At 71.4% G+C, this 18,196-nt stretch carries 19 protein-coding genes; 11 read left to right on the forward strand and 8 right to left on the reverse strand.

Annotated features, from left to right (window positions below):
* Positions 1 to 5: 5 nt before the first annotated feature.
* Positions 6 to 542, forward strand: a complete 537-nt coding sequence (locus tag QE381_RS01095; protein ID WP_307214706.1) for a MarR family winged helix-turn-helix transcriptional regulator — start codon at positions 6 to 8, stop codon at positions 540 to 542.
* A 12-nt stretch (positions 543 to 554) separates the two neighbouring features.
* Here the strand turns inward: QE381_RS01095 and QE381_RS01100 are convergent, their stop codons facing one another.
* The 8 genes from QE381_RS01100 to QE381_RS01135 all read right to left on the reverse strand — a co-directional run bounded on the left by QE381_RS01100 (position 555) and on the right by QE381_RS01135 (position 9,069).
* Positions 555 to 1,331 (reverse strand): enoyl-CoA hydratase, encoded by a 777-nt coding sequence (locus tag QE381_RS01100; protein WP_307214708.1) that lies wholly within the window; start codon positions 1,329 to 1,331, stop codon positions 555 to 557.
* Positions 1,328 to 2,236 carry a 3-hydroxyisobutyrate dehydrogenase gene (gene mmsB / locus QE381_RS01105; RefSeq protein WP_307214709.1) on the reverse strand — a complete coding sequence of 303 codons (909 nt, stop codon included), beginning with the start codon at positions 2,234 to 2,236 and terminating at the stop codon, positions 1,328 to 1,330. The genes QE381_RS01100 and mmsB overlap by 4 nt, the downstream gene beginning before the upstream one ends.
* 19 nt (positions 2,237 to 2,255) lie before the next feature.
* Positions 2,256 to 3,362 (reverse strand): enoyl-CoA hydratase/isomerase family protein, encoded by a 1,107-nt coding sequence (locus tag QE381_RS01110; RefSeq protein WP_307214711.1) that lies wholly within the window; start codon positions 3,360 to 3,362, stop codon positions 2,256 to 2,258.
* Positions 3,359 to 4,525 (reverse strand): acyl-CoA dehydrogenase family protein, encoded by a 1,167-nt coding sequence (locus tag QE381_RS01115; RefSeq protein WP_307214713.1) that lies wholly within the window; start codon positions 4,523 to 4,525, stop codon positions 3,359 to 3,361. The genes QE381_RS01110 and QE381_RS01115 overlap by 4 nt, the downstream gene beginning before the upstream one ends.
* Positions 4,526 to 4,533: 8 nt before the next feature.
* Positions 4,534 to 6,039, reverse strand: a complete 1,506-nt coding sequence (locus tag QE381_RS01120) for a CoA-acylating methylmalonate-semialdehyde dehydrogenase (protein WP_307214715.1) — start codon at positions 6,037 to 6,039, stop codon at positions 4,534 to 4,536.
* A 139-nt stretch (positions 6,040 to 6,178) separates the two neighbouring features.
* Positions 6,179 to 7,318, reverse strand: a complete 1,140-nt coding sequence (locus QE381_RS01125; RefSeq protein WP_307214717.1) for an acyl-CoA dehydrogenase family protein — start codon at positions 7,316 to 7,318, stop codon at positions 6,179 to 6,181.
* A 52-nt stretch (positions 7,319 to 7,370) separates the two neighbouring features.
* On the reverse strand, positions 7,371 to 8,135 hold the full coding sequence (locus QE381_RS01130) for an SDR family NAD(P)-dependent oxidoreductase (RefSeq protein ID WP_307214719.1): 765 nt from the start codon (positions 8,133 to 8,135) through the stop codon (positions 7,371 to 7,373).
* Between the two features lie 124 nt (positions 8,136 to 8,259).
* On the reverse strand, positions 8,260 to 9,069 hold the full coding sequence (locus QE381_RS01135; RefSeq protein ID WP_307214721.1) for a LuxR C-terminal-related transcriptional regulator: 810 nt from the start codon (positions 9,067 to 9,069) through the stop codon (positions 8,260 to 8,262).
* Between the two features lie 176 nt (positions 9,070 to 9,245).
* On the opposite strand from QE381_RS01135, the gene QE381_RS01140 reads away from it, so the two are divergent.
* The 10 genes from QE381_RS01140 to QE381_RS01185 all read left to right on the forward strand — a co-directional run bounded on the left by QE381_RS01140 (position 9,246) and on the right by QE381_RS01185 (position 18,156).
* Positions 9,246 to 11,036: an AMP-binding protein gene (locus QE381_RS01140; RefSeq protein ID WP_307214723.1), complete on the forward strand. Its 1,791-nt coding sequence runs from the start codon at positions 9,246 to 9,248 to the stop codon at positions 11,034 to 11,036.
* A 97-nt stretch (positions 11,037 to 11,133) separates the two neighbouring features.
* A complete protein-coding gene (locus tag QE381_RS01145) occupies positions 11,134 to 12,678 on the forward strand; it encodes an amidase (RefSeq protein ID WP_307214725.1) in 1,545 nt (514 codons plus the stop codon).
* 33 nt (positions 12,679 to 12,711) lie between these two features.
* Positions 12,712 to 12,927: a CbtB-domain containing protein gene (locus QE381_RS01150; RefSeq protein ID WP_307214726.1), complete on the forward strand. Its 216-nt coding sequence runs from the start codon at positions 12,712 to 12,714 to the stop codon at positions 12,925 to 12,927.
* 11 nt (positions 12,928 to 12,938) lie between these two features.
* Positions 12,939 to 13,829: a CbtA family protein gene (locus tag QE381_RS01155; RefSeq protein ID WP_307214728.1), complete on the forward strand. Its 891-nt coding sequence runs from the start codon at positions 12,939 to 12,941 to the stop codon at positions 13,827 to 13,829.
* Positions 13,826 to 14,407 (forward strand): histidine phosphatase family protein, encoded by a 582-nt coding sequence (locus QE381_RS01160; protein ID WP_307214730.1) that lies wholly within the window; start codon positions 13,826 to 13,828, stop codon positions 14,405 to 14,407. Before QE381_RS01155 ends, QE381_RS01160 begins: the two co-directional genes overlap by 4 nt.
* A 72-nt stretch (positions 14,408 to 14,479) precedes the next feature.
* Complete coding sequence (locus QE381_RS01165) at positions 14,480 to 14,833, forward strand: helix-turn-helix transcriptional regulator (RefSeq protein ID WP_307214732.1); 354 nt, start codon at positions 14,480 to 14,482, stop codon at positions 14,831 to 14,833.
* A 7-nt stretch (positions 14,834 to 14,840) separates the two neighbouring features.
* Complete coding sequence (locus tag QE381_RS01170; RefSeq protein ID WP_307214733.1) at positions 14,841 to 16,238, forward strand: ABC transporter substrate-binding protein; 1,398 nt, start codon at positions 14,841 to 14,843, stop codon at positions 16,236 to 16,238.
* A 177-nt stretch (positions 16,239 to 16,415) separates the two neighbouring features.
* Positions 16,416 to 17,123, forward strand: a complete 708-nt coding sequence (nthB, locus tag QE381_RS01175; protein WP_307214735.1) for a nitrile hydratase subunit beta — start codon at positions 16,416 to 16,418, stop codon at positions 17,121 to 17,123.
* A complete protein-coding gene (nthA, locus tag QE381_RS01180; RefSeq protein ID WP_307214737.1) occupies positions 17,120 to 17,728 on the forward strand; it encodes a nitrile hydratase subunit alpha in 609 nt (202 codons plus the stop codon). Before nthB ends, nthA begins: the two co-directional genes overlap by 4 nt.
* Positions 17,725 to 18,156: a nitrile hydratase accessory protein gene (locus tag QE381_RS01185; RefSeq protein WP_307214738.1), complete on the forward strand. Its 432-nt coding sequence runs from the start codon at positions 17,725 to 17,727 to the stop codon at positions 18,154 to 18,156. Before nthA ends, QE381_RS01185 begins: the two co-directional genes overlap by 4 nt.
* Positions 18,157 to 18,196: the final 40 nt, after the last annotated feature.

Consider the following 18,196-nt stretch of genomic DNA (forward strand, 5'->3'; position numbering starts at 1 on the left):
CTGCCGTGCCAGCATCCGCGCCGCTGCCGGTGGATCCGATCGCCGAGGCGAAGCGCCAGTGGCTCGTCCACGGGTGGCACGATGCGGCCACGGGGATGGCTGCGGTGACCTCGATCATGCGTGCGCAGCAGATCGTGCTCTCGCAGGTGGAGTCCGTGCTTCGGCCCTTCTCGCTCTCGTTCGCGCGGTTCGAGCTGCTGCGCCTGCTCGGCTTCACGCGCGGCGGTGAGCTGCCGATGTCGAGTGCGGTCGCCCGGCTGCAGGTGCATCCCACGAGCGTGACGAAGACCGTGGACCGGCTGGTGCGCGACGGCATGGTGGAACGCGCGGCCCACCCGACCGACGGGCGGGCGACGATGCTCACGCTGACCCCGCGGGGGAGCGAGGTCGTCGAGCAGGCGACCGCCGCGCTCAACGCGCAGGTCTTCGCCCGCCCGACCCTGGCCGGCGAAGACCTCTCCGCGCTGGTGGGGATCCTTGCGCGGATGCGCCGGAACGTGGGCGACTTCCGCGATCCGGATCCGCTGCCCGATCCGCTGTGAGCGGGCCGGCCCTCACCCGTTCACGAAGCGCGGCGCCCGCTTCTCGGTGAACGCCGCCATCCCCTCCTTCTGATCGGCCAGGGCGAACGTGGCCTGGATGGCGCGCCGCTCGAACCGGATCCCCTCCGCCAGGGTGGACTCGAACGCGACGTTGACCGCCTCCTTCGCGGCGTAGGCGACCGGCAGCGACTTCGACGCGATCACGGCGGCCGCCTCCGTCGCGGTCTCCAGCAGCTGCGCGGCGGGCACCACTCGGGCGACGAGTCCCGCGCGTTCGGCCTCCTGGGCATCCATGGTGCGCCCGGTGAGGATGAGATCCATCGCCTTGGCCTTGCCGACCGCGCGCGTGAGCCGCTGGGTCCCGCCCATGCCGGGCACGACGCCGAGGTTGATCTCGGGCTGACCGAACACGGCGGTGTCCGCCGCGAAGATGATGTCGCACATCATGGCGAGCTCGCAGCCGCCGCCGAGTGCGTAGCCCGCGACGGCGGCGATCGTCGGGGTGCGCAGCTCGGCGAAGGCCTTCCACCCGCCGAAGAGCTCGCCCAGGTAGGCGTCGATGTAGTCCAGGTTCGCCATCTCCTTGATGTCGGCGCCCGCGGCGAACGCCCGTTCCGAGCCCGTGACGACGATCGCGCCGACGCCCCGGTCGTCGTCGAGCTCACGGGCCGCATGCACGACCTCGCGCATGAGGGCGGTGTTGAGGGCGTTCAGCGCCTTCGGCCGGTGCAGGGTGATGATCCCCACACGCTCGCGACGTTCGACCAGGATGTTCTCGAGCTCGGTCATGCGGGGTGCGCTCCTTCACTGCGTTCACGGATGCTGTTGATGATGCCGGAGAAGTCCTGGCGTGCGCCATCGCCCGCGGCGAAGGCCTGGTAGATCGCGCCGGCGAGTCGCCCGACGGCGGCGTCCACGCCGGTGGTCGCGATCGCCTCGAGGGCGAGTCCGAGGTCCTTCGCCATGAGGGCACCCGCGAAACCCGGCCGGTAGTCGTGGTTCGCGGGGCTCGAGGGAACCGGCCCCGGGACGGGGCAGTTCGTCGTCAGCGCCCAGCACTGACCGGATGCGTGGGAGGCGACGTCGAACAGAGCCTCGTGGCTGAGCCCGAGCCGCTCGCCGAGGACGAACGCCTCGCTCACTCCGATCATGCTGATGCCGAGGATCATGTTGTTGCACACCTTCGCCGCTTGCCCGAGCCCGGCACCGCCGCAGTGCACGATCCGGCCGCCCAGGACCGAGAGCAGCGGTCCGGCGGCGGCGACGTCCTCGGCGCCGCCACCGACCATGAACGCGAGGGTCCCGGCCTCGGCGCCCACGACGCCGCCCGAGACGGGCGCGTCGATCTGACGGTGCCCCGCGGCGATCGCGAGGTCGTGAGCGGCGCGCGCGTCGTCGACGGCGATCGTGGAGCAGTCGATGAACAGCGTCCCCGCCCGCGCTGCCGTCAGCAGCCCGTCGCCCTCGTCACGGTAGGCGGCGAGCACGTGGCGCCCGGCGGGCAGCATCGTGATCACGACGTCGACGTCGGAGGCCGCGTCGGCGGCGGATGCGGCGATCTCCACGCCGGCCTCGGCTGACGCCGAGATCGCGGCATCCACGAGATCGAAGCCGCGCACGCGGTGCCCTGCCCGCACGAGGTTGGCGGCCATGGGGCCGCCCATGTGCCCCAGGCCGATGAATGCGATGTCCATGAGCGGTACTTCTTTCGGTTCAGGCCGGCGGCGATGCCGGGGCGGGGGACGGACCAGGGCCGAGCACGAGGGGCGGCTGGTCGGGGAAGCGGGTCGAGACCGGCTCGAAATAGGCGGCGACCATCGCCTCGTCGACGGTGGCCGCATCCTTCGGCTGCCATCGCGGGGCGCGGTCCTTGTCGATCACCTGAGCGCGCACGCCTTCCACGAAGTCGTGCGTCTGCAGTGCACGGGCCGAGACCCGGTACTCCTGCTCGAGGGCGCTCTCCAGATCGGGGAGCGAGGCCGCGCGTCGGAGCGCGGCGAGGGCGACCGCGGACGCGACGGGGGACCGCGTCTCGATCAGCTCCGCCGTCTTGTGGGCGCGATCATCGGTCGGGCCCGTACGCAGGCGCACGAGGATCTCGGCCACACGATCCGCCCCGAACGCGGCGTCGATCCACCCGTGTTCCGCGAGCAGCTCCGATTCCGGCGACTCGACGGTGTGCCGGGCCAGTGCCGTGGTGGCGTCGCTCCGTTCCAGGTCGGCGACGAGCAGCGGGAGGCGTCGGCGGGGGACGTAGACGTCCGCGAGCCCGAGCGCGATCGCATCCCCGGCGCCGACCGTGCCGGCGGTCAGGGCGAGGTAGGTGCCCAGCTCGCCGGGGGCGCGCGAGAGCAGCCAGGTGGCGCCGACGTCCGGCACGAAGCCGATGCCCGTCTCGGGGAGCCCGAGCCGGGAGCTCTCCGTGACCACGCGGTGCGAGGCGTGCGCCGACAGGCCGATGCCTCCGCCGAGCACGAGGCCGTCCATGATCGCGACGAACGGCTTCGGGTAGCGAGCGATGGCGGCGTCGAGGGCGTACTCGTCGCGCCAGAAGGCGAGGGATGCGGCGCCGTCTCCGCTCGTGGCGTCCTGGTACAGCCGCGCGATGTCGCCGCCTGCGCAGAGCCCGCGTTCGCCGGCGCCGTCGAGCACGACGGTCTGCACGGAGTCGTCGGCGCGCCAGGCCTCCAGACGCTCGCGGATCAGCCCGACCATGGCGTGCGTGAGCGCGTTGATCGCCCGCGGGCGGTTGAGCGTGATGATGCCCGCTCGCCCCCGGCGTGCGAACAGCACCTCGGCGTCGGGCGATGCGCCGTTCACGGCCGCCCCACGATCGATCGGCCGACGATGAGGCTCATGATCTCGTTCGTGCCCTCCAGGATCTGGTGGACGCGGAGATCGCGCACGACCTTCTCGATGCCGTGGTCGGCCAGATAGCCGTACCCGCCGTGGAGCTGCAGCGCGTCGTTCGCCACCGAGAATCCGACGTCGGTCGTGAACCGCTTGGCCATGGCGCACAGCTCGACGGCGTCGGCGGCCCCGACGTCGAGCGCATGGGCGGCACGGCGCAGCAGTCCGCGCGCGGCCTCGAGCCGGGTGTGCATGTCGGCCAGTCGGAACACGAGCGACTGGTTCTCGGCGAGCGGGCGCCCGAAGGCGACGCGTTCCCGGACATGGCGGACGGCCTGTTCGTACGCCCACTGGGCTCCGCCGAGCGAGCACGCACCGATGTTGAGGCGCCCTCCGTTGAGTCCCCGCATCGCGATCGTGAAGCCGTCGCCCCCCTGGCCGAGCAGGTGCGAGCGGGGGACCCGCACATCCTCGAAGACGACCGCGCGCGTGGGCTGCGCGTTCCATCCCATCTTCCGCTCGTTGGCGCCGAAGCCGAGTCCCGGGACGTCCGCCGGGACCAGGAGGGCGCTGATGCCGGCGGGGCCGGGGCCACCCGTCCTCGCCATGACGACGTAGACCGCGGAGGAGCCGGCGCCCGAGATGAACAGCTTCTCGCCGTTGATCACGTAGTCGTCGCCGTCCGCGACCGCCGTCGTCCGGAGCGATGCGGCGTCCGAGCCGGCCTCCGCCTCCGTGAGGCAGTAGCTGCCGCGCAGTCGCAACGAGGTCAGGCCGGGCAGCCAGGTCGTGCGCAGCTCCGGGCTGCCGAAGCGGTCGATCATCCAGGCGACCATGTTGTGGATGGAGACGTAGGCGGCGATCGCGGTGTCCCCCTTCGCGAGCTCCTCGAAGATCAGGGTCGCGTCCGTGCGGGTGAGGCCGGAGCCGCCGACGTCGTCGCGGACGTAGATGCCGCCCAGGCCCAGGGCGCCCGCCTCTTCGAGGACGTCGGTCGGGAAGTGCTTGTCCTGGTCCCACTCCACCGCGTGCGGCCGGAGCGCGCTCTGCGCGAAGTCGCGCACCGCGGCCACGATGTCGTGCTGGTCCGGGGTGAGCTCGTAGGGGGAGGGGACGTCGGTGGTCAGGCTCATGATCTCGCTCAGCTCTCGTGCATCGTGGGGATGACGAAGCTCGCCCCCTCCTTGATGCCGGAGGGCCAGCGGCTCGTGACGGTCTTGGTCTTCGTGTAGAAGCGGAAGGCGTCGGGCCCGTGCTGGTTGAGGTCGCCGAACCCGGACTTCTTCCAGCCGCCGAAGGTGTGGTACGCGATGGGGACCGGGATCGGGACGTTGACGCCGACCATGCCCACGTTCACGCGCGCCGTGAAGTCGCGGGCGGTGTCGCCGTCGCGGGTGAAGATCGACACCCCGTTGCCGAACTCGTGACGGCTGGGCAGGGCGAGGGCCTCCTCGTAGTCCCGGGCGCGGGCGATGATCAGGACGGGGCCGAAGATCTCCTCGCGGTAGATCGTCATCTCCGCCGTGACGTGGTCGAAGAGGGTCGGGCCGAGGTAGAAGCCGTTCTCGTATCCCTCGACCGTGTGACCGCGGCCGTCCGCGAGGAGCTCCGCACCCTCCTCGACGCCGATCCGGATGTAGTCGGAGACCCGATCGACGGCTGCGCGGGTCACGAGCGGGCCGTAGTCGGCGGTCTCGTCGGTCGCGGCACCGACCTTCAGGCTCGCGACGCGCTCGGCGAGCTTCGCGGCCAGGGCGTCCCCGGTCTCCTCGCCGACCGGCACGGCGACGGAGATCGCCATGCAGCGCTCGCCGGCCGATCCGTAGCCCGCGCCGATCAGGGCGTCGGCCACCTGGTCGAGGTCGGCGTCCGGCATGACGATCATGTGGTTCTTCGCACCGCCGAAGCACTGTGCGCGCTTGCCGTTCGCGGCGGCGGTCTCGTAGATGTGCTGCGCGATCGGGGTGGACCCGACGAAGCCGACCGCGGCGACGCGATCGTCGTGCAGGATCGCGTCGACGGCTTCCTTGTCGCCGTTGACCACGTTCAGCACGCCCGCGGGAAGCCCCGCCTCCAGGAACAGCTCCGCGATCCGCAGCGGCACCGAGGGATCGCGTTCGCTCGGCTTGAGGACGAAGGCGTTGCCGGCGGCGAGCGCCGGGCCGATCTTCCACATCGGGATCATCGCGGGGAAGTTGAACGGGGTGATGCCCGAGACGACGCCGAGCGGCTGACGCATGGAGTACACGTCGATCCCGGTGCCCGCGCCGGTCGTGTACTCGCCCTTGAGCAGGTGCGGCCCGCCCGCCGCGAACTCCACGACCTCCACGCCGCGCTGGATGTCGCCCTTCGCGTCGGGGATCGTCTTCCCGTGCTCGCTGGAGAGCAGCCGCGCCAGCTCGTCCGTGTCGCGGGCGATGAGATCCAGGAACCGCAGGAGGACGCGCGCGCGTCGCTGGGGGTTCCAGGCGCCCCACTCGAGCTGGGCCGCCTCGGCGTTCGCGATGGCGTCCTGGACCTCGGCCGTCGAGGCCAGTGGCACGCGTGCCTGCACCGCTCCGGTCGAGGGGTCGAAGACATCCGAGAACCGATCGGACGTGCCGGCGACGTGTCGTCCGCCGATGAAGTGGGTGAGCTCACGCACCATGAGGAACCTCGCGCTTTCGGTGTGCCGCCCGGCGCGGGCATCGGCGCCGTACGGACACGATAACTGAATGGACAATGAAATATATGGATGTGCACATATATGGGACGAGATCGTCCGTCGTCCGCCGAGCCGGTCGTCGTCAGCTCAGCAGCTGGCGGGCGATGACGAGGCGCTGGATCTGATTGGTGCCCTCGAAGATCTGGGTGACCTTCGCCTCGCGCATGTAGCGCTCGACGGGGAAGTCGCGGGTGTAGCCGGCGCCGCCGAGCACCTGCACGGCGTCGGTCGTGACCTTCATCGCGGCGTCCGTCGCGGCGAGCTTGGCCACCGACGCCTGGCGGGTGAAGGGCCTGCGCAGGTCGCGGCGCCGGGCGGCATCGAGGTAGAGCGTGCGCGCGCCGTCGACCGCGACGGCCATGTCGGCGAGCATGAACCCGACGCCCTGATGCTGTGCGATGGCCTTGCCGAACGCCTCGCGCTCCATCGCGTAGCCGACCGCGACATCGAGCGCCGCCTGCGCGATGCCGGTCGCGACGGCGGCGATGCCGAGTCGCCCGGAGTCCAGGGCGCCGAGGGCGATCGCCAGACCCTTCCCCTCGGTGCCCAGGCGCAGGTCCTCGGGGAGGAACGCGCCGTCCCAGTAGGCGGATGCCGTCGGCACGGCCGACAGTCCCATCTTCTGGAGCGAGGGGCTGAACGACAGGCCCTCCGTGTCGCCGGGGGCGATGAAGGCGGAGACGCCCTTGGCGCCCTCGCCGGTGCGTGCGAAGAGGATGTACAGGTCGGCGCGCCCGCCGTGGGTGATCCAGGACTTCTCGCCCGTGACGGTGTAGCCGCCGGAGGCCCGAACGGCGCGGCATTGGAGGGCCGACACGTCCGAGCCGGCATGCGGCTCGGAGAGGCTGTAGCCGCCGATGAGCCGCCCCTCGAGCATGTCGGGGAGGAAGCGCTCGATCTGTTCGGGCGTGCCGTGCGTGAGGATCGCGAACCCGGCCATCGTGTGGACGCTGATCGCGGTCGCGACGGCGGACCAGTGCTGCGCGATCTGCTCGAGGATCTGCAGGTACGCCTCATAGGGCTGGCCCGCGCCGCCCACCTCCTCGGGGAAGGGGAGGGAGAGCAGCCCGGTCTCGCCGAGCTGTGCGAACAGGCCCTCGGGGTAGCGCTCCTCTCGCTCGTAGTCGTCCACGATCGGATCCATCGTGCGCGACGCGAACTCCTCGACGATCTCGATGAACTCCGCTGCTTCCTCGGTGGGCAGGAGGCGATCGACGGGCATGGTGGCGACCTCGTTTCGGGAGGGGGCGGGTGGTGGTCTCAGGCGGCGCGGGTCAGCGCGGGGCCATGCGGATCGCGGCGTCCAACCGGATCGTCTCGCCGTTGAGCATCGGGTTCTCGACGATCTGCGTGACCATCAACCCGAACTCGTCGGGGTGCCCGAGACGCGACGGATGCGGGGCCTGCGAGCCGAGCGAGATACGCGCCGCCTCGGGAAGGCTCGCGAGCAGCGGGGTGTCGAAGGTCCCCGGCGCGATCGTCACCACGCGGATGCGGGATGCGGCGAGCTCGCGTGCGATCGGAAGCGTGAGGCCGACGATGGCGGCCTTCGACGCGCTGTACGCGGACTGGCCGATCTGACCGTCGAAGGCCGCGACGGAGGCGGTGTTGACGATGACGCCGCGCTCGTCGTCGTCGGCGAGGGCGAGCTCCTGCATGTGCGCCGCGGCGAGGCGGATCACGTTGAAGGTCCCGACGAGGTTCACGTCGATCACCCGACGGAAGCGGTCGAGCGGATAGGTCCCCGCGCGACCGGTGACCTTCATCGCGTCAGCCAGTCCCGCGCAGGTGACCACGATGCGCAGATCGCCGAGCTCGGACGCGAGCTGCAGCGCGCCCGCGACGTCGGTCTCGCTGCGGACGTCGCCCGGGGCGAACCGCACACGGCCGGGGAACTCGGCGGCGACCTCTGCGCCGCGCGACGTGGGCAGATCGGCGATGACGACGTCCGCGCCGCGAGCGAGCAGGCGCCGGGCGGTCGCCAGCCCCAGACCTGATGCGCCTCCCGTGACGAGGGCGACGGTTCCGGCGATGTCCATGGTTCTCCTTCTCTCATGAGCGTCGATGCCGCGGCGGCGAAGCCGTGGCGCACGACGAGGGGATGCGGCGCCGCCACCGAGGGGTGGGGCGCGAGCGGCGTCAGGGGTGTCGATGGGGCGGGGCTCACTCGTGTGCGGGAGCGGGGCCCAACAGCCCGAGCCGGTCGGCGTGCAGGCACGCAGCGGCCCGCGTGTGTGCGCCCAGCTTGTGCATGGCCGAGCGGAGATACGCCTTCACGGTCTCCGGCCGCAGCCCTTCCGCCACGGCGATCTCGAGGTTCGTCGCGCCATCCGCGACGTGCCGCAGCACGTCGCGCTCCCGAGCGGTCAGCGCCGGCGCGGAGGGCGACGCGGGCGGGCGGGCTTCCAGGAGCGCCCGCACGCGCTCCAGCCGTGTCCTCATCTCGCCCGAGGCGAGGGCGAGCGCGCGGTCGAGCTCATCGAGCGCCGCGCGGTTGTCCGGCTGCGCGGGCAGCTCCGGTTGCGGCGTGGCCGCGGCGATCTGGCGGGCCGCGACCTCGAGCGCGCGCACGGCGCGATCGCCGACCATGAGGCCCTGTCGTGTGCCGCCGTAGATCACCGCGTGCACCCGGCCGTTCCGCGTGATCGGGACGGCGGCGACCGAGGTGATGCCCTCGTGCCCGACGACGATGGCGTCGTAGTCGTGGGTGATGTCGGCGGCCGCGGCGTAGTCGGAGACGACCACCGGATGAGCGACGGCGAGCACCCGACCGCCCAGTCCGATTCCGGAGGGGACGCGCAGACCGCGCAGAGCCGTGCTGCGTGCGCCGCTCAGCGAGGAGATCACGAGGCGCCGTCCCGGCGAGCCGGGCTCGGTCGTGCCGATGAAGGCGATGTCGAGGCCGCTCGCGCGGCGGGCGCGTTGAGCGGCGGGTGCCAGTGTCGCCGTCAAGCCGGCGGTCGCATCGTCCATGCCTTGTCCTCCTCGGTGCGCTGCGCCGCGCACACGGTCCCGACGTCGTCGTCGTGTCGCGATGTGCTGACACATTACCCCCGGGTGCGGGCCGGATCTCACCCCCCGTTCGGGGGTACCGGCCCGGCGTGGTCGCCGCGAGCCTGGACCGGCTGTCCACGACGAGGAGGACTCCCATGACAGACGATGCCGTCGCCACCCGGGCCTATCGCGCAGCGCGCGACCGACTCAGCTCCTTCGCGGGCGATCCGCGATCCGCCGCAGCGGAGTTCCGATGGCCGGATGTGGGACCGCGCTTCAACTGGGCCGTCGACTGGTTCGACGCGATCGCCCGGGGGAACGACCGTGAGGCGCTCGTGGTCCTCGAGCTCGACGGTTCCGTCACCCGGCGCACCTTCGACCAGCTCTCCCGTGAATCCGACCGGCTCGCCGCCTGGCTGGCGCAGCGCGGCGTCGGACGGGGCGACGTCGTCGTGCTGATGCTCGGCAACCAGGTCGAGCTGTGGCAGTCGATGCTGGCGATCATGAAGCTCGGCGGCGTGGTGCTGCCGACGGCGCCGACGGTGCGCGGCGCGGATCTCCGCGATCGCGTCGCCCGCTCCGGTGCGCGCCATGTGATCTGCGACGCGGGGGACGTCGAGGCCTTCGCGGACGTCGATCCCGCCGTCGTGCGCGTGAGCGTCGGAGCCGCCGACGGCTGGCGGGATCTCCGTGACGCGCAGCAGCACGACGCGCCGCCCGCACCCCACCCCGGGACCGCTCCCGACGACCCGCTGCTGTTCTACTTCACGTCGGGCACCACCTCCCGGCCCAAGCTCGTCGAGCACTCGCAGGTCTCCTACCCCGTCGGTCACCTGCCGACCGCGTACTGGCTGGGCCTGCGCGCGGGCGACCGCCACCTGAACATCTCCTCGCCGGGGTGGGGCAAGCATGCGTGGTCGTGCTTCTTCGCACCGTGGATCGCGGAGTCGACCGTGCTCGTCTACAACTACCAGCGCTTCGAGCCGGCCCGGCTGCTGGCGGTCCTGCGTGAGCAGCAGGTGACGACCCTGTGTGCGCCGCCGACGGTCTGGCGGATGCTGGTGGGCGTCGACCTCGGCGACCGGCCTGCGGAGCTGCGGGAGCTGATCGGCGCCGGGGAGCCGCTGAACCCGGAGGTCATCTCCGAGATCCGGGATGCGTGGGGTCTCACGGTCCGCGACGGCTACGGCCAGACCGAGACGACGGCGCAGGTGGGGAACGTGCCGGGCGCCCCCATCAAGCCGGGCTCGATGGGCCTGCCCCTCCCCGGGGTGCCGGTCGTGCTGGTGGACCCGGTGACGGGCGAGCGCATCGACGGGGTCGGCGAGGGCGAGCTCTGCCTGGACCTGTCTCAGGAGCCCCTCGCGCTCATGACGCAGTATCGGGACGATCCCGAGCGCGACGCGCAGGCGCGCGTGGGCGGTTACTACCACACGGGCGACGTCGCCGAGCGGGACGCGGACGGCTACATCACCTTCATCGGCCGAAGCGACGACGTGTTCAAGTCGTCCGACTACAAGATCAGCCCGTTCGAGCTCGAATCGGTTCTCGTCGAGCATCCGGCCGTCGCCGAGGCCGCGGTGGTCCCCGTGCCCGACCCGCTGCGGCTGGCCGTCCCGAAGGCGTACGTCGCGCTCGCGAGCGGCGTGGAGCCCTCGGCGGAGACGGCCCGCTCGATCCTGGCTCACGCGCGCACCGAGCTCAACGCCTACCAGCGTGTGCGGAGGATCGAGTTCGCGGAGCTGCCCAAGACGATCTCGGGGAAGATCCGCCGCGTCGAGCTGCGGGAGCGGGAGGCCGCGCTCGCCGCGGTGGGCGAGACGGCTCCGAACGAGTGGCGCGAGGAGCACTTCCCGGATCTCCGTGACGCGACGGGCACGTTGCGCACCGCGCGGCAGCCCGAGCGCACGTGTCACGGAATGGAAACACGGACGTCACTCGGATGAAAACCGTCAATGAGTCAATACCTATTGACAGGTAACACGCTCGCGGTGGAGGCTGGACCGGCCCTCGCAGCAACGACGTTCGACGGAAGGATGCACCATGGCTGTCAGCCGCCCTACGAAAGAGGACGTGAAGGCGTTCGCGCACCGCTTCCGTTACCAGTTCGACGAGTCGGAGTTCGATCAGCTCCATGAGATCGTGGTGGCCGGGCTCGCCGGCTACGACGTGGTCGACGAGCTGTACGCCGCGCACATCGAGGTCGAGGCGCCCCGACGCGACTCCCGGTACCCGGACGCCGACGAGAACCCACTCGGCGCCTGGTATGTGCGGACCGAGATCGCTCCGACCTCCGCCGGCGTGCTCGATGGGCGGACGGTCGCCATCAAGGACAACGTCGCCGTGGCGGGCGTGCCGATGATGAACGGCTCGCGCACCCTCGAGGGCTTCGTTCCGCGGGAGGATGCCACGGTCGTCACGCGCGTGCTCGCGGCGGGAGCGACGATCCTCGGCAAGGCGGTCTGCGAGGACCTCTGCTTCTCGGGGTCGAGCTTCACCTCCGCGAGCGGGCCGGTCCACAACCCCTGGGATCTCGCCCGGACGACCGGCGGATCGTCCAGCGGCAATGCCGCACTCGTCGCCACGGGCGAGGTCGACCTCGCGGTGGGCGGCGACCAGGGCGGATCGGTGCGGTTGCCGGCTTCCTTCACCGGGATCGTCGGGCACAAGCCCACCTTCGGCCTCGTCCCGTACACGGGTGCGTTCCCGATCGAGCGGACCATCGACCACCTCGGGCCCATGGCGCGCACGGTGGAGGATGCGGCGCTGCTGCTGTCCGTGCTCGCCGGCCCGGACGGCCTCGACCCGCGTCAGACGGAGGGCTCGCGCGGGCCCGGCGACCTCTCCACGGTCGGCGACGGCGTCGCGGGGCTGCGGATCGGACTGCTGAGCGAGGGATTCGGCATCCCCGGGATGTCGGACCCCGAGGTCGACGCGCTGGTCACCGCGGCGGCCGAGGCGCTTGCCGCAGACGGCGCCACGGTGACCCGGATCAGCGTGCCCGCGCACACGTACGCCGGCGCGCTGTGGGGGACGATCGCCTCGGACGGTGCCACGTACCAGATGCTCGACGGCAACGGCTACGGCCTCGGTGTGCCCGGCTACTACGACCCGCACCAGATGGAGTACTTCTCGCGAGGCAAGCGCGAGCACGCGGACGCCCTCGCGGACACCGTGAAGGTCACGGCGCTGACCGGCGCCTGGGGACTGCGCGGCCTCGGCGGTTCGTCGTACGCGAAGGCGCAGCGCCTCGTCCCCTTCGTGCGGGACGGCTACGACGCCGCGCTGGCCGAGGTCGACGTCCTCGTGCTGCCCACGACCCCGTTCACGGCGCTTCCGCTGCTCGAGGCCGGCGACGACCGGCCGGAGTACCTGCGCAAGGCGCTGAGCATGATCGCCAACACATCCCCGCAGGACGTGACCGGCCACCCCGCGACCTCCGTGCCCGTGGGGCTGGCCTCCGGTCTCCCGGTCGGACTCATGGTGGTCGCGCCCCGTTTCAACGACGCACTCGGCCTGCGCGTCGCCGCCGCGGTCCAAGCCCAGCGCGGTCCGCTGACCCCGCCCGCCCTCGTGCACCACGCCTGACACCCACCCCCACCCCACGTAAGAGGAGAGATCATGAGCACACACTCCGAGGTCGTCGCCGTCCCCACGGCGCGGACCGCCGGCGCCGCCGTCCGCGCACTGTGGATCGCCGGCGCGGTCCTGGTCGCGGCAGCGGCGTACTACTTCGTCGGAATCGACCAGGGCGTCGTGTCCGTCTTCGGGTCCGACACCCACATCCACGAGATGATGCACGACGGCCGGCACATGCTCGGCTTCCCGTGCCACTGAGAGGCGGAGCGATGAGCGCTGAGTCGCGGATCGTCCTGGCCGGTGCCGGCGCGGGACTCGTTGCGGGGCTTCTCGGGGCCGTGGTGGCGCTCGTCGCCGTCGAGCCCTCGATCTCGGGGGCGATCGACTACGAGTCGATGCGCTCCGCCGCGGAGGCGGCCGTCGGCAGCGGCACGGGCGGGGACCACCACGCCATGCTCGATGCCGGCGCCGCCCATGACCACGGGGGCGGCGAGGAGGAGGTCGTGCCCCGCGGGGTGCAGGCCACCCTCGGCGTCTTCCTGTCCGTCGGTCTGTTCGGCATGGCGATGGGGCTGCTCATCGCGGTCGCGGCCTACGCCGTCCTGAAGCTCCTGCCGCAGCTCCCGGCCCGTCGGGCGGCGCTCGTCGCGGGGTCGCTCGCCTTCGTCGCGGGATTCCTCGTGCCCTACGCGAAGTACCCGAGCAACCCGCCCGCGATCGGCAGCCACGACGACCTCGTCGCCCGCACCGTCGCGTACTACTCGATGGTCGCGATCTCCGTGTTCGCGATGGTGATCGCGGTCGTCGTCGCGACGCGGCTCGCGAAGCGCTGGAGCTGGTTCTCGGCCACGCTCGCCGTGGGCGCCGGCTACCTCGTCGTGGTGATCGTCGCCGCGACGTTCCTGCCCTCGGTCGCGGAGATCGTGGGCGCGGCGTCCGAGATCCCGGGGCCCGTGACGGACGGCGACGAGATCATCCTGGACGGGTACCCCGCTGCGGTCCTCGGGGGATTCCGCCTCGGCTCGCTGCTCGTGGCGACGACGATCTTCGGCGTCGCGACCGTGCTGCTCGCCGCCTTGGTCGGCGGACGGGGCGGCGACCGGCCGGTTCCCGTCGCCGCGCTCCAGGCGGGTGCCGGCGATCCCGTGCTCTCGCGGTGACGAACGCGGAAGGGAACGCCGCCCGTCGGGCCGAGATCGTGTTCGTCGTCCAGGCGACGACGAGATCTCAGCTGCGGGCGGCGTTCCCGGACGCGGACGACGAGCTCGCCCCGGCCGGTCGTGAGCTGTGTCGCAGGTCATCGCTGCGTCCGGGGCGCCACGAGGTCCTGAGCGCTCCGGGCCGGCCGTGCGCGCAGACCGTCGCGGCGCTCGGATGGGACGAGCCCCGTGTGGTCCCAAAGCTGCACGACCCCGGGGCCGGTGAGTGGGCGGGACGCGAGGTCTCTTCGCTCTCCGAGGCGGACCTGGCCCGCTGGCGGGCGGGCGAGGCGCCCCCGGGCGGCGAGTCGTTCGGGGAGGTCTGCGCTCGGGTCGCGGATGTCGCGCGCTCGCTGCCGGGGGGACGGTACATCGCCGTCGTCCCGCAGGCGGTCGTGCGCGCCGCCGTGCTGACGGCGCTGGGCCTTCCGGTCGCGAGCATCTGGAACGTGGACGCCGAGCCGCTCGCCGTCGTGGGCGTGTCGCGGCGGCCCGACGGATCGCTCCGGCTCCGGCTGGTGTCGGGCGTCGGCGCGTAGCCGACCGTCCGGCGACGCGGGGCGGTAGACTTCCGGTGTTCAGCGTGTAGACACGAAGAGGGAGAGTGACACATGGACGCGGACAGCGTGTTCGATTCCCTCTCCAGCTCGGTGCGCCGCGACATCCTGACGTTCCTGGCGGCCCACGGCGATGCGAGCGCGGGCGAGATCGCGGATGAGATCTCGGATGTCGGCCGGACCTCGGTCTCGACCCACCTCCGTATCCTTCGCTCGTCGGGGCTCGTCCGGGAGCGTCGCGCCGGACGGCAGCGGTTCTACTCGCTCGATCGCGAAGGGTCCGCGATGATCGCGGTGGGCTACTTCCGCTCCCTGATGAGCGACGCGCTCGAGGATGTCGACCGAGCGCCGGCTTCGGCGGCCACCGCGCCGATCTCCTCGGTGCAACGCGCTCGACGCGCCGGCTGATCGTCCCGTGTCGGGCATCGTCCTCACGGCGACGCGCGACGTGGCGGCGACGCCCGAGGTCGTGTTCGAGACCTTCGGCGTGTGGCTGTTCAATGCGATGTGCGAGCGGCTCGAGGTCGGCCAGCCGATCACGCTCACCGTGCCGTTCGGGGGAGCGGGAGCGGGGTTCACGATCTTCGGACGCATCCGCCGTGTCGTGTGGGGGCGATCGATCTCCATCGAGCACTCGCAGCCGTGGCAGGGGACGGTCCGACTCCGGCTGACCCCCATCGCCGCCGGCACACGCGTGTCCCTCTCGTGCGACGTCGACGATGCCGGTGTGGACTGGATGGTGCGGCGCACGGGGATCCCCTCGTCGCCGGCCGCACGCTCGCGGGGCCGGCGATGGGGTCTGCTCACGACGAAGTCCGGCTCGGGGGCGGTGTTCGCCCTCGGCGCGGAGAACGCGGCGCTGCTGGCGATCGAGGAGATGAACGCCTCGGGCACGGGGCCGCCGAACGAGCTGTTCGTCGGCGACGACGCCACGGATCCGACGATGGCGGCGATCGAGGCCGAGCGGCTCATCGCCGCGGGCTGTCGCGTGATCGTGGCCGCGGTGATCTCGGCGAGCTTCGCGGCGGTGCGCCAGGTCGCGCAGCGGCACGGTGTGCTGGCGATCCATTCGCTGCTGAACGAGGGCGGACGTCCGGCGCGCTCCGCGCTGCGGCTCGGTGAGCGCCCCGCCCATCAGTTGCGGGCGGCGCTCGTGCCGCTCATGCGGGAGACGGGCGGGTCGCGATGGTTCATCGTCGGCCACACCTACTCGTGGTCGCTGGCGGCGGGGCGCGTGGCGCGCGCGATGCTGGCGGAGGCCGGTGCCCAGGTGGTCGGGGAGGCGCGTCTGCCACTGCGCCACCCCGACTACGCCCCGGTCGTCGAGCGCATCCAGCGCTCGGGCGCCGACCTCGTGCTCACCAGCCTCGTCGGCGACGACGAGGTGCGGTTCGAGCGCAGCAGCCACCAGCTCGGGCTCCGAGCCAGAGCGACGACGCTCTCTCTCGTGCTCGACGAGTCGACACGGGAGCACATCGGGGCCGAGCAGAGCGCGGGCGTCTGGGCGGCGATGGGCTACTTCGAGGCCTTCCCGTCCTCCGTCAACCAGGAGTTCGTCGCACGCTACCGGGCGCGCTTCGGTGCGTGGGCCCCGCCGTTGTCGAGCCTCTCCGAGTCGGTCTACAGCGCGCTCCTGCTCCTCGATCGCGCCCTGGCGGAGGAGCCGGACGCGACACCCGAGCTCCTCGCCAAGGCGGTGCGGCGCGTCCGGCTCGAGACGCCGCGGGGTCTTCTCACCTTCGGCGACGAGGAGACGTACGCCTCCACGACCCGGCTCGCGATCGCGGGTCGTGCGGGGTTCGAGCTGCGCTGAGTGCCCCCGTTTGTGTCGGGCGTGTGAATTTCTGAGCGCGAGCGGCGCAAAGCTCGTGTCCGCGCTTGACGAATGGCGGGGGAGCGAGTTCTCTATACCTCAACGCGTCAGTAAGTCTTGACGTAATGACACGAGCGGAGCAGCGTGCTCCCTCCGATCGCAGAAAGAGAGCGAGCTATGAACGGAGTGTTCGACCTCGCCGGCACCGACGGCATCGGGCCCGTCGTCGTGCCGAAGAGCGAACCCACCTTCCGGGCCGAGTGGGAGAAGGCCGTCTTCCCCATGTTCGCGATGTGCTTCCGAGCGGGCTTCTTCGGCGTCGACGAGTTCCGGCACGGGATCGAGCTCATCGATCCCGTGGTGTACCTCACGTCGCCCTACTACGAGCACTGGGTGCACACCGTCGAGCACTACGGGCAGAAGCGCGGCGTGCTCGACATGGAAGAGCTGGACCGCCGCACCGAGTACTACCTCGCCAACCCGGACGCCCCTCTTCCGGAGCATGCGGACGACCCCGAGCTGCTCGCCTTCGTCGACGCCGTCGTGAAGGCGGGCGCGACCGCGAAGCGCGAGTCCGACAAGCCGGCGAGCTTCCAGGTCGGAGACGTCGTGCGCGTCGAGCGCGACGCGCCCCACGGGCACACCCGGCGGGCGAGGTACGTGCGCGGGGCCGTCGGCGAGATCGTCTTCGCCCACGGCGTCTTCATCTACCCCGACACGGCGGGGAACGGGCTCGGCGAGGCGCCCGAGCACGTCTACACGGTCCGATTCACGGCGGAGGAGCTCTGGGGGACCGGTGCCGACCAGCCGCACGACTCGGTCTACTTCGATGTCTGGGAACCCTACATCGAACTCGTTGAGCGCAAGGGAGAGACAGCAGCATGAGTTCACACATCCGCAGCCAGGAGGAGATCGCCGCGCGCGTGAAGGCGCTCGAGTCGATGCTGATCGACAAGGGCATCATGACCACGCAGGCGATCGACCGGATGGTCGAGATCTACGAGAACGAGGTCGGGCCCCAGCTCGGCGCGCGTGTCGTCGCCAAGGCATGGGCGGATCCGGAGTTCAAGGCCCGGCTCCTCCACGACGCCTCAGAGGCCTGCGCGGAGCTCGGGATCAGCGGCCTCCAGGGCGAGGACATGGTCGTCGTCGAGGACACCCCCGAGGTGCACAACATCATCGTGTGCACGCTGTGCTCGTGCTACCCGTGGCCCGTCCTCGGCCTGCCCCCGAACTGGTACAAGGACCCGCAGTACCGTGCCGCGATCACGCGGGAGCCGCGCAAGGTCCTCAGCGAGGCCTTCTCCTACGATCTGCCCACCGACGTCGAGGTCCGTGTGTGGGACTCGAGCAGCGAGATGCGCTACTGGGTCCTGCCGCAGCGTCCCGCCGGCACCGAGGGGTGGACGGAGGAGCAGCTCTACGAGCTGGTGACCCGCGACTCGATGATCGGGGTGGGCGCCACCAAGAGCCCGGCGGAGCTCGCATGACCTCGGTGCTGCCCTCTCCCTACGTCGACGACGGCGATCTCGAGCGCGACCGTCGGCTGGTGGAGGAGCTCGTCTGCGACCTTCCCGGCGGCTCGCCGGATCAGCTGTCGTTCGAGAAGCCGTGGGAGATCCGCGCCTTCGCCCTGGCGGTCACGGCGTATCACGCGAAGAAGTTCGACTGGGGGCAGTTCCAGTCGGCACTCATCGCCTCCATCGCGGAGTGGGAGTCGCGGGGCGGCGATCGCGACAGCGATCCGTGGTCGTACTACGAGCACTGGCTCGTCGCCCTCGAAGGCGTGATGGAGGCCGCGGGCGACATCGACGCCGCGGCCCTCGACGCCCGCACGGCCGAGGTCCTCGCCACGCCCGCCAACCGGAACCACCACGAGGCGCACCCGGAGCCGATCGCGATCGATCCCGCGCGCTGAGGTCACGGTGGGGAGGGGAGACGCTCTCGCGTCCCCTCCC

The organism is Microbacterium sp. SORGH_AS_0888 (assembly GCF_030818905.1).
Classification (GTDB): domain Bacteria; phylum Actinomycetota; class Actinomycetes; order Actinomycetales; family Microbacteriaceae; genus Microbacterium.

Coding starts and splice junctions, on each gene's coding strand:
- QE381_RS01155 (WP_307214728.1), top strand. CDS start 12,939: ATGAGCGCTGAGTCGCGGATCGTCCTGGCCGGTGCCGGCGCGGGACTC.
- QE381_RS01115 (WP_307214713.1), bottom strand. CDS start 4,525: ATGAGCCTGACCACCGACGTCCCCTCCCCCTACGAGCTCACCCCGGAC.
- QE381_RS01125 (WP_307214717.1), bottom strand. CDS start 7,318: ATGCCCGTCGATCGCCTCCTGCCCACCGAGGAAGCAGCGGAGTTCATC.
- nthA (WP_307214737.1), top strand. CDS start 17,120: ATGAGTTCACACATCCGCAGCCAGGAGGAGATCGCCGCGCGCGTGAAG.
- QE381_RS01165 (WP_307214732.1), top strand. CDS start 14,480: ATGGACGCGGACAGCGTGTTCGATTCCCTCTCCAGCTCGGTGCGCCGC.
- QE381_RS01135 (WP_307214721.1), bottom strand. CDS start 9,069: ATGGACGATGCGACCGCCGGCTTGACGGCGACACTGGCACCCGCCGCT.
- QE381_RS01145 (WP_307214725.1), top strand. CDS start 11,134: ATGGCTGTCAGCCGCCCTACGAAAGAGGACGTGAAGGCGTTCGCGCAC.
- QE381_RS01185 (WP_307214738.1), top strand. CDS start 17,725: ATGACCTCGGTGCTGCCCTCTCCCTACGTCGACGACGGCGATCTCGAG.
- QE381_RS01120 (WP_307214715.1), bottom strand. CDS start 6,039: ATGGTGCGTGAGCTCACCCACTTCATCGGCGGACGACACGTCGCCGGC.
- QE381_RS01100 (WP_307214708.1), bottom strand. CDS start 1,331: ATGACCGAGCTCGAGAACATCCTGGTCGAACGTCGCGAGCGTGTGGGG.
- QE381_RS01150 (WP_307214726.1), top strand. CDS start 12,712: ATGAGCACACACTCCGAGGTCGTCGCCGTCCCCACGGCGCGGACCGCC.
- QE381_RS01130 (WP_307214719.1), bottom strand. CDS start 8,135: ATGGACATCGCCGGAACCGTCGCCCTCGTCACGGGAGGCGCATCAGGT.
- nthB (WP_307214735.1), top strand. CDS start 16,416: ATGAACGGAGTGTTCGACCTCGCCGGCACCGACGGCATCGGGCCCGTC.
- QE381_RS01140 (WP_307214723.1), top strand. CDS start 9,246: ATGACAGACGATGCCGTCGCCACCCGGGCCTATCGCGCAGCGCGCGAC.
- mmsB (WP_307214709.1), bottom strand. CDS start 2,236: ATGGACATCGCATTCATCGGCCTGGGGCACATGGGCGGCCCCATGGCC.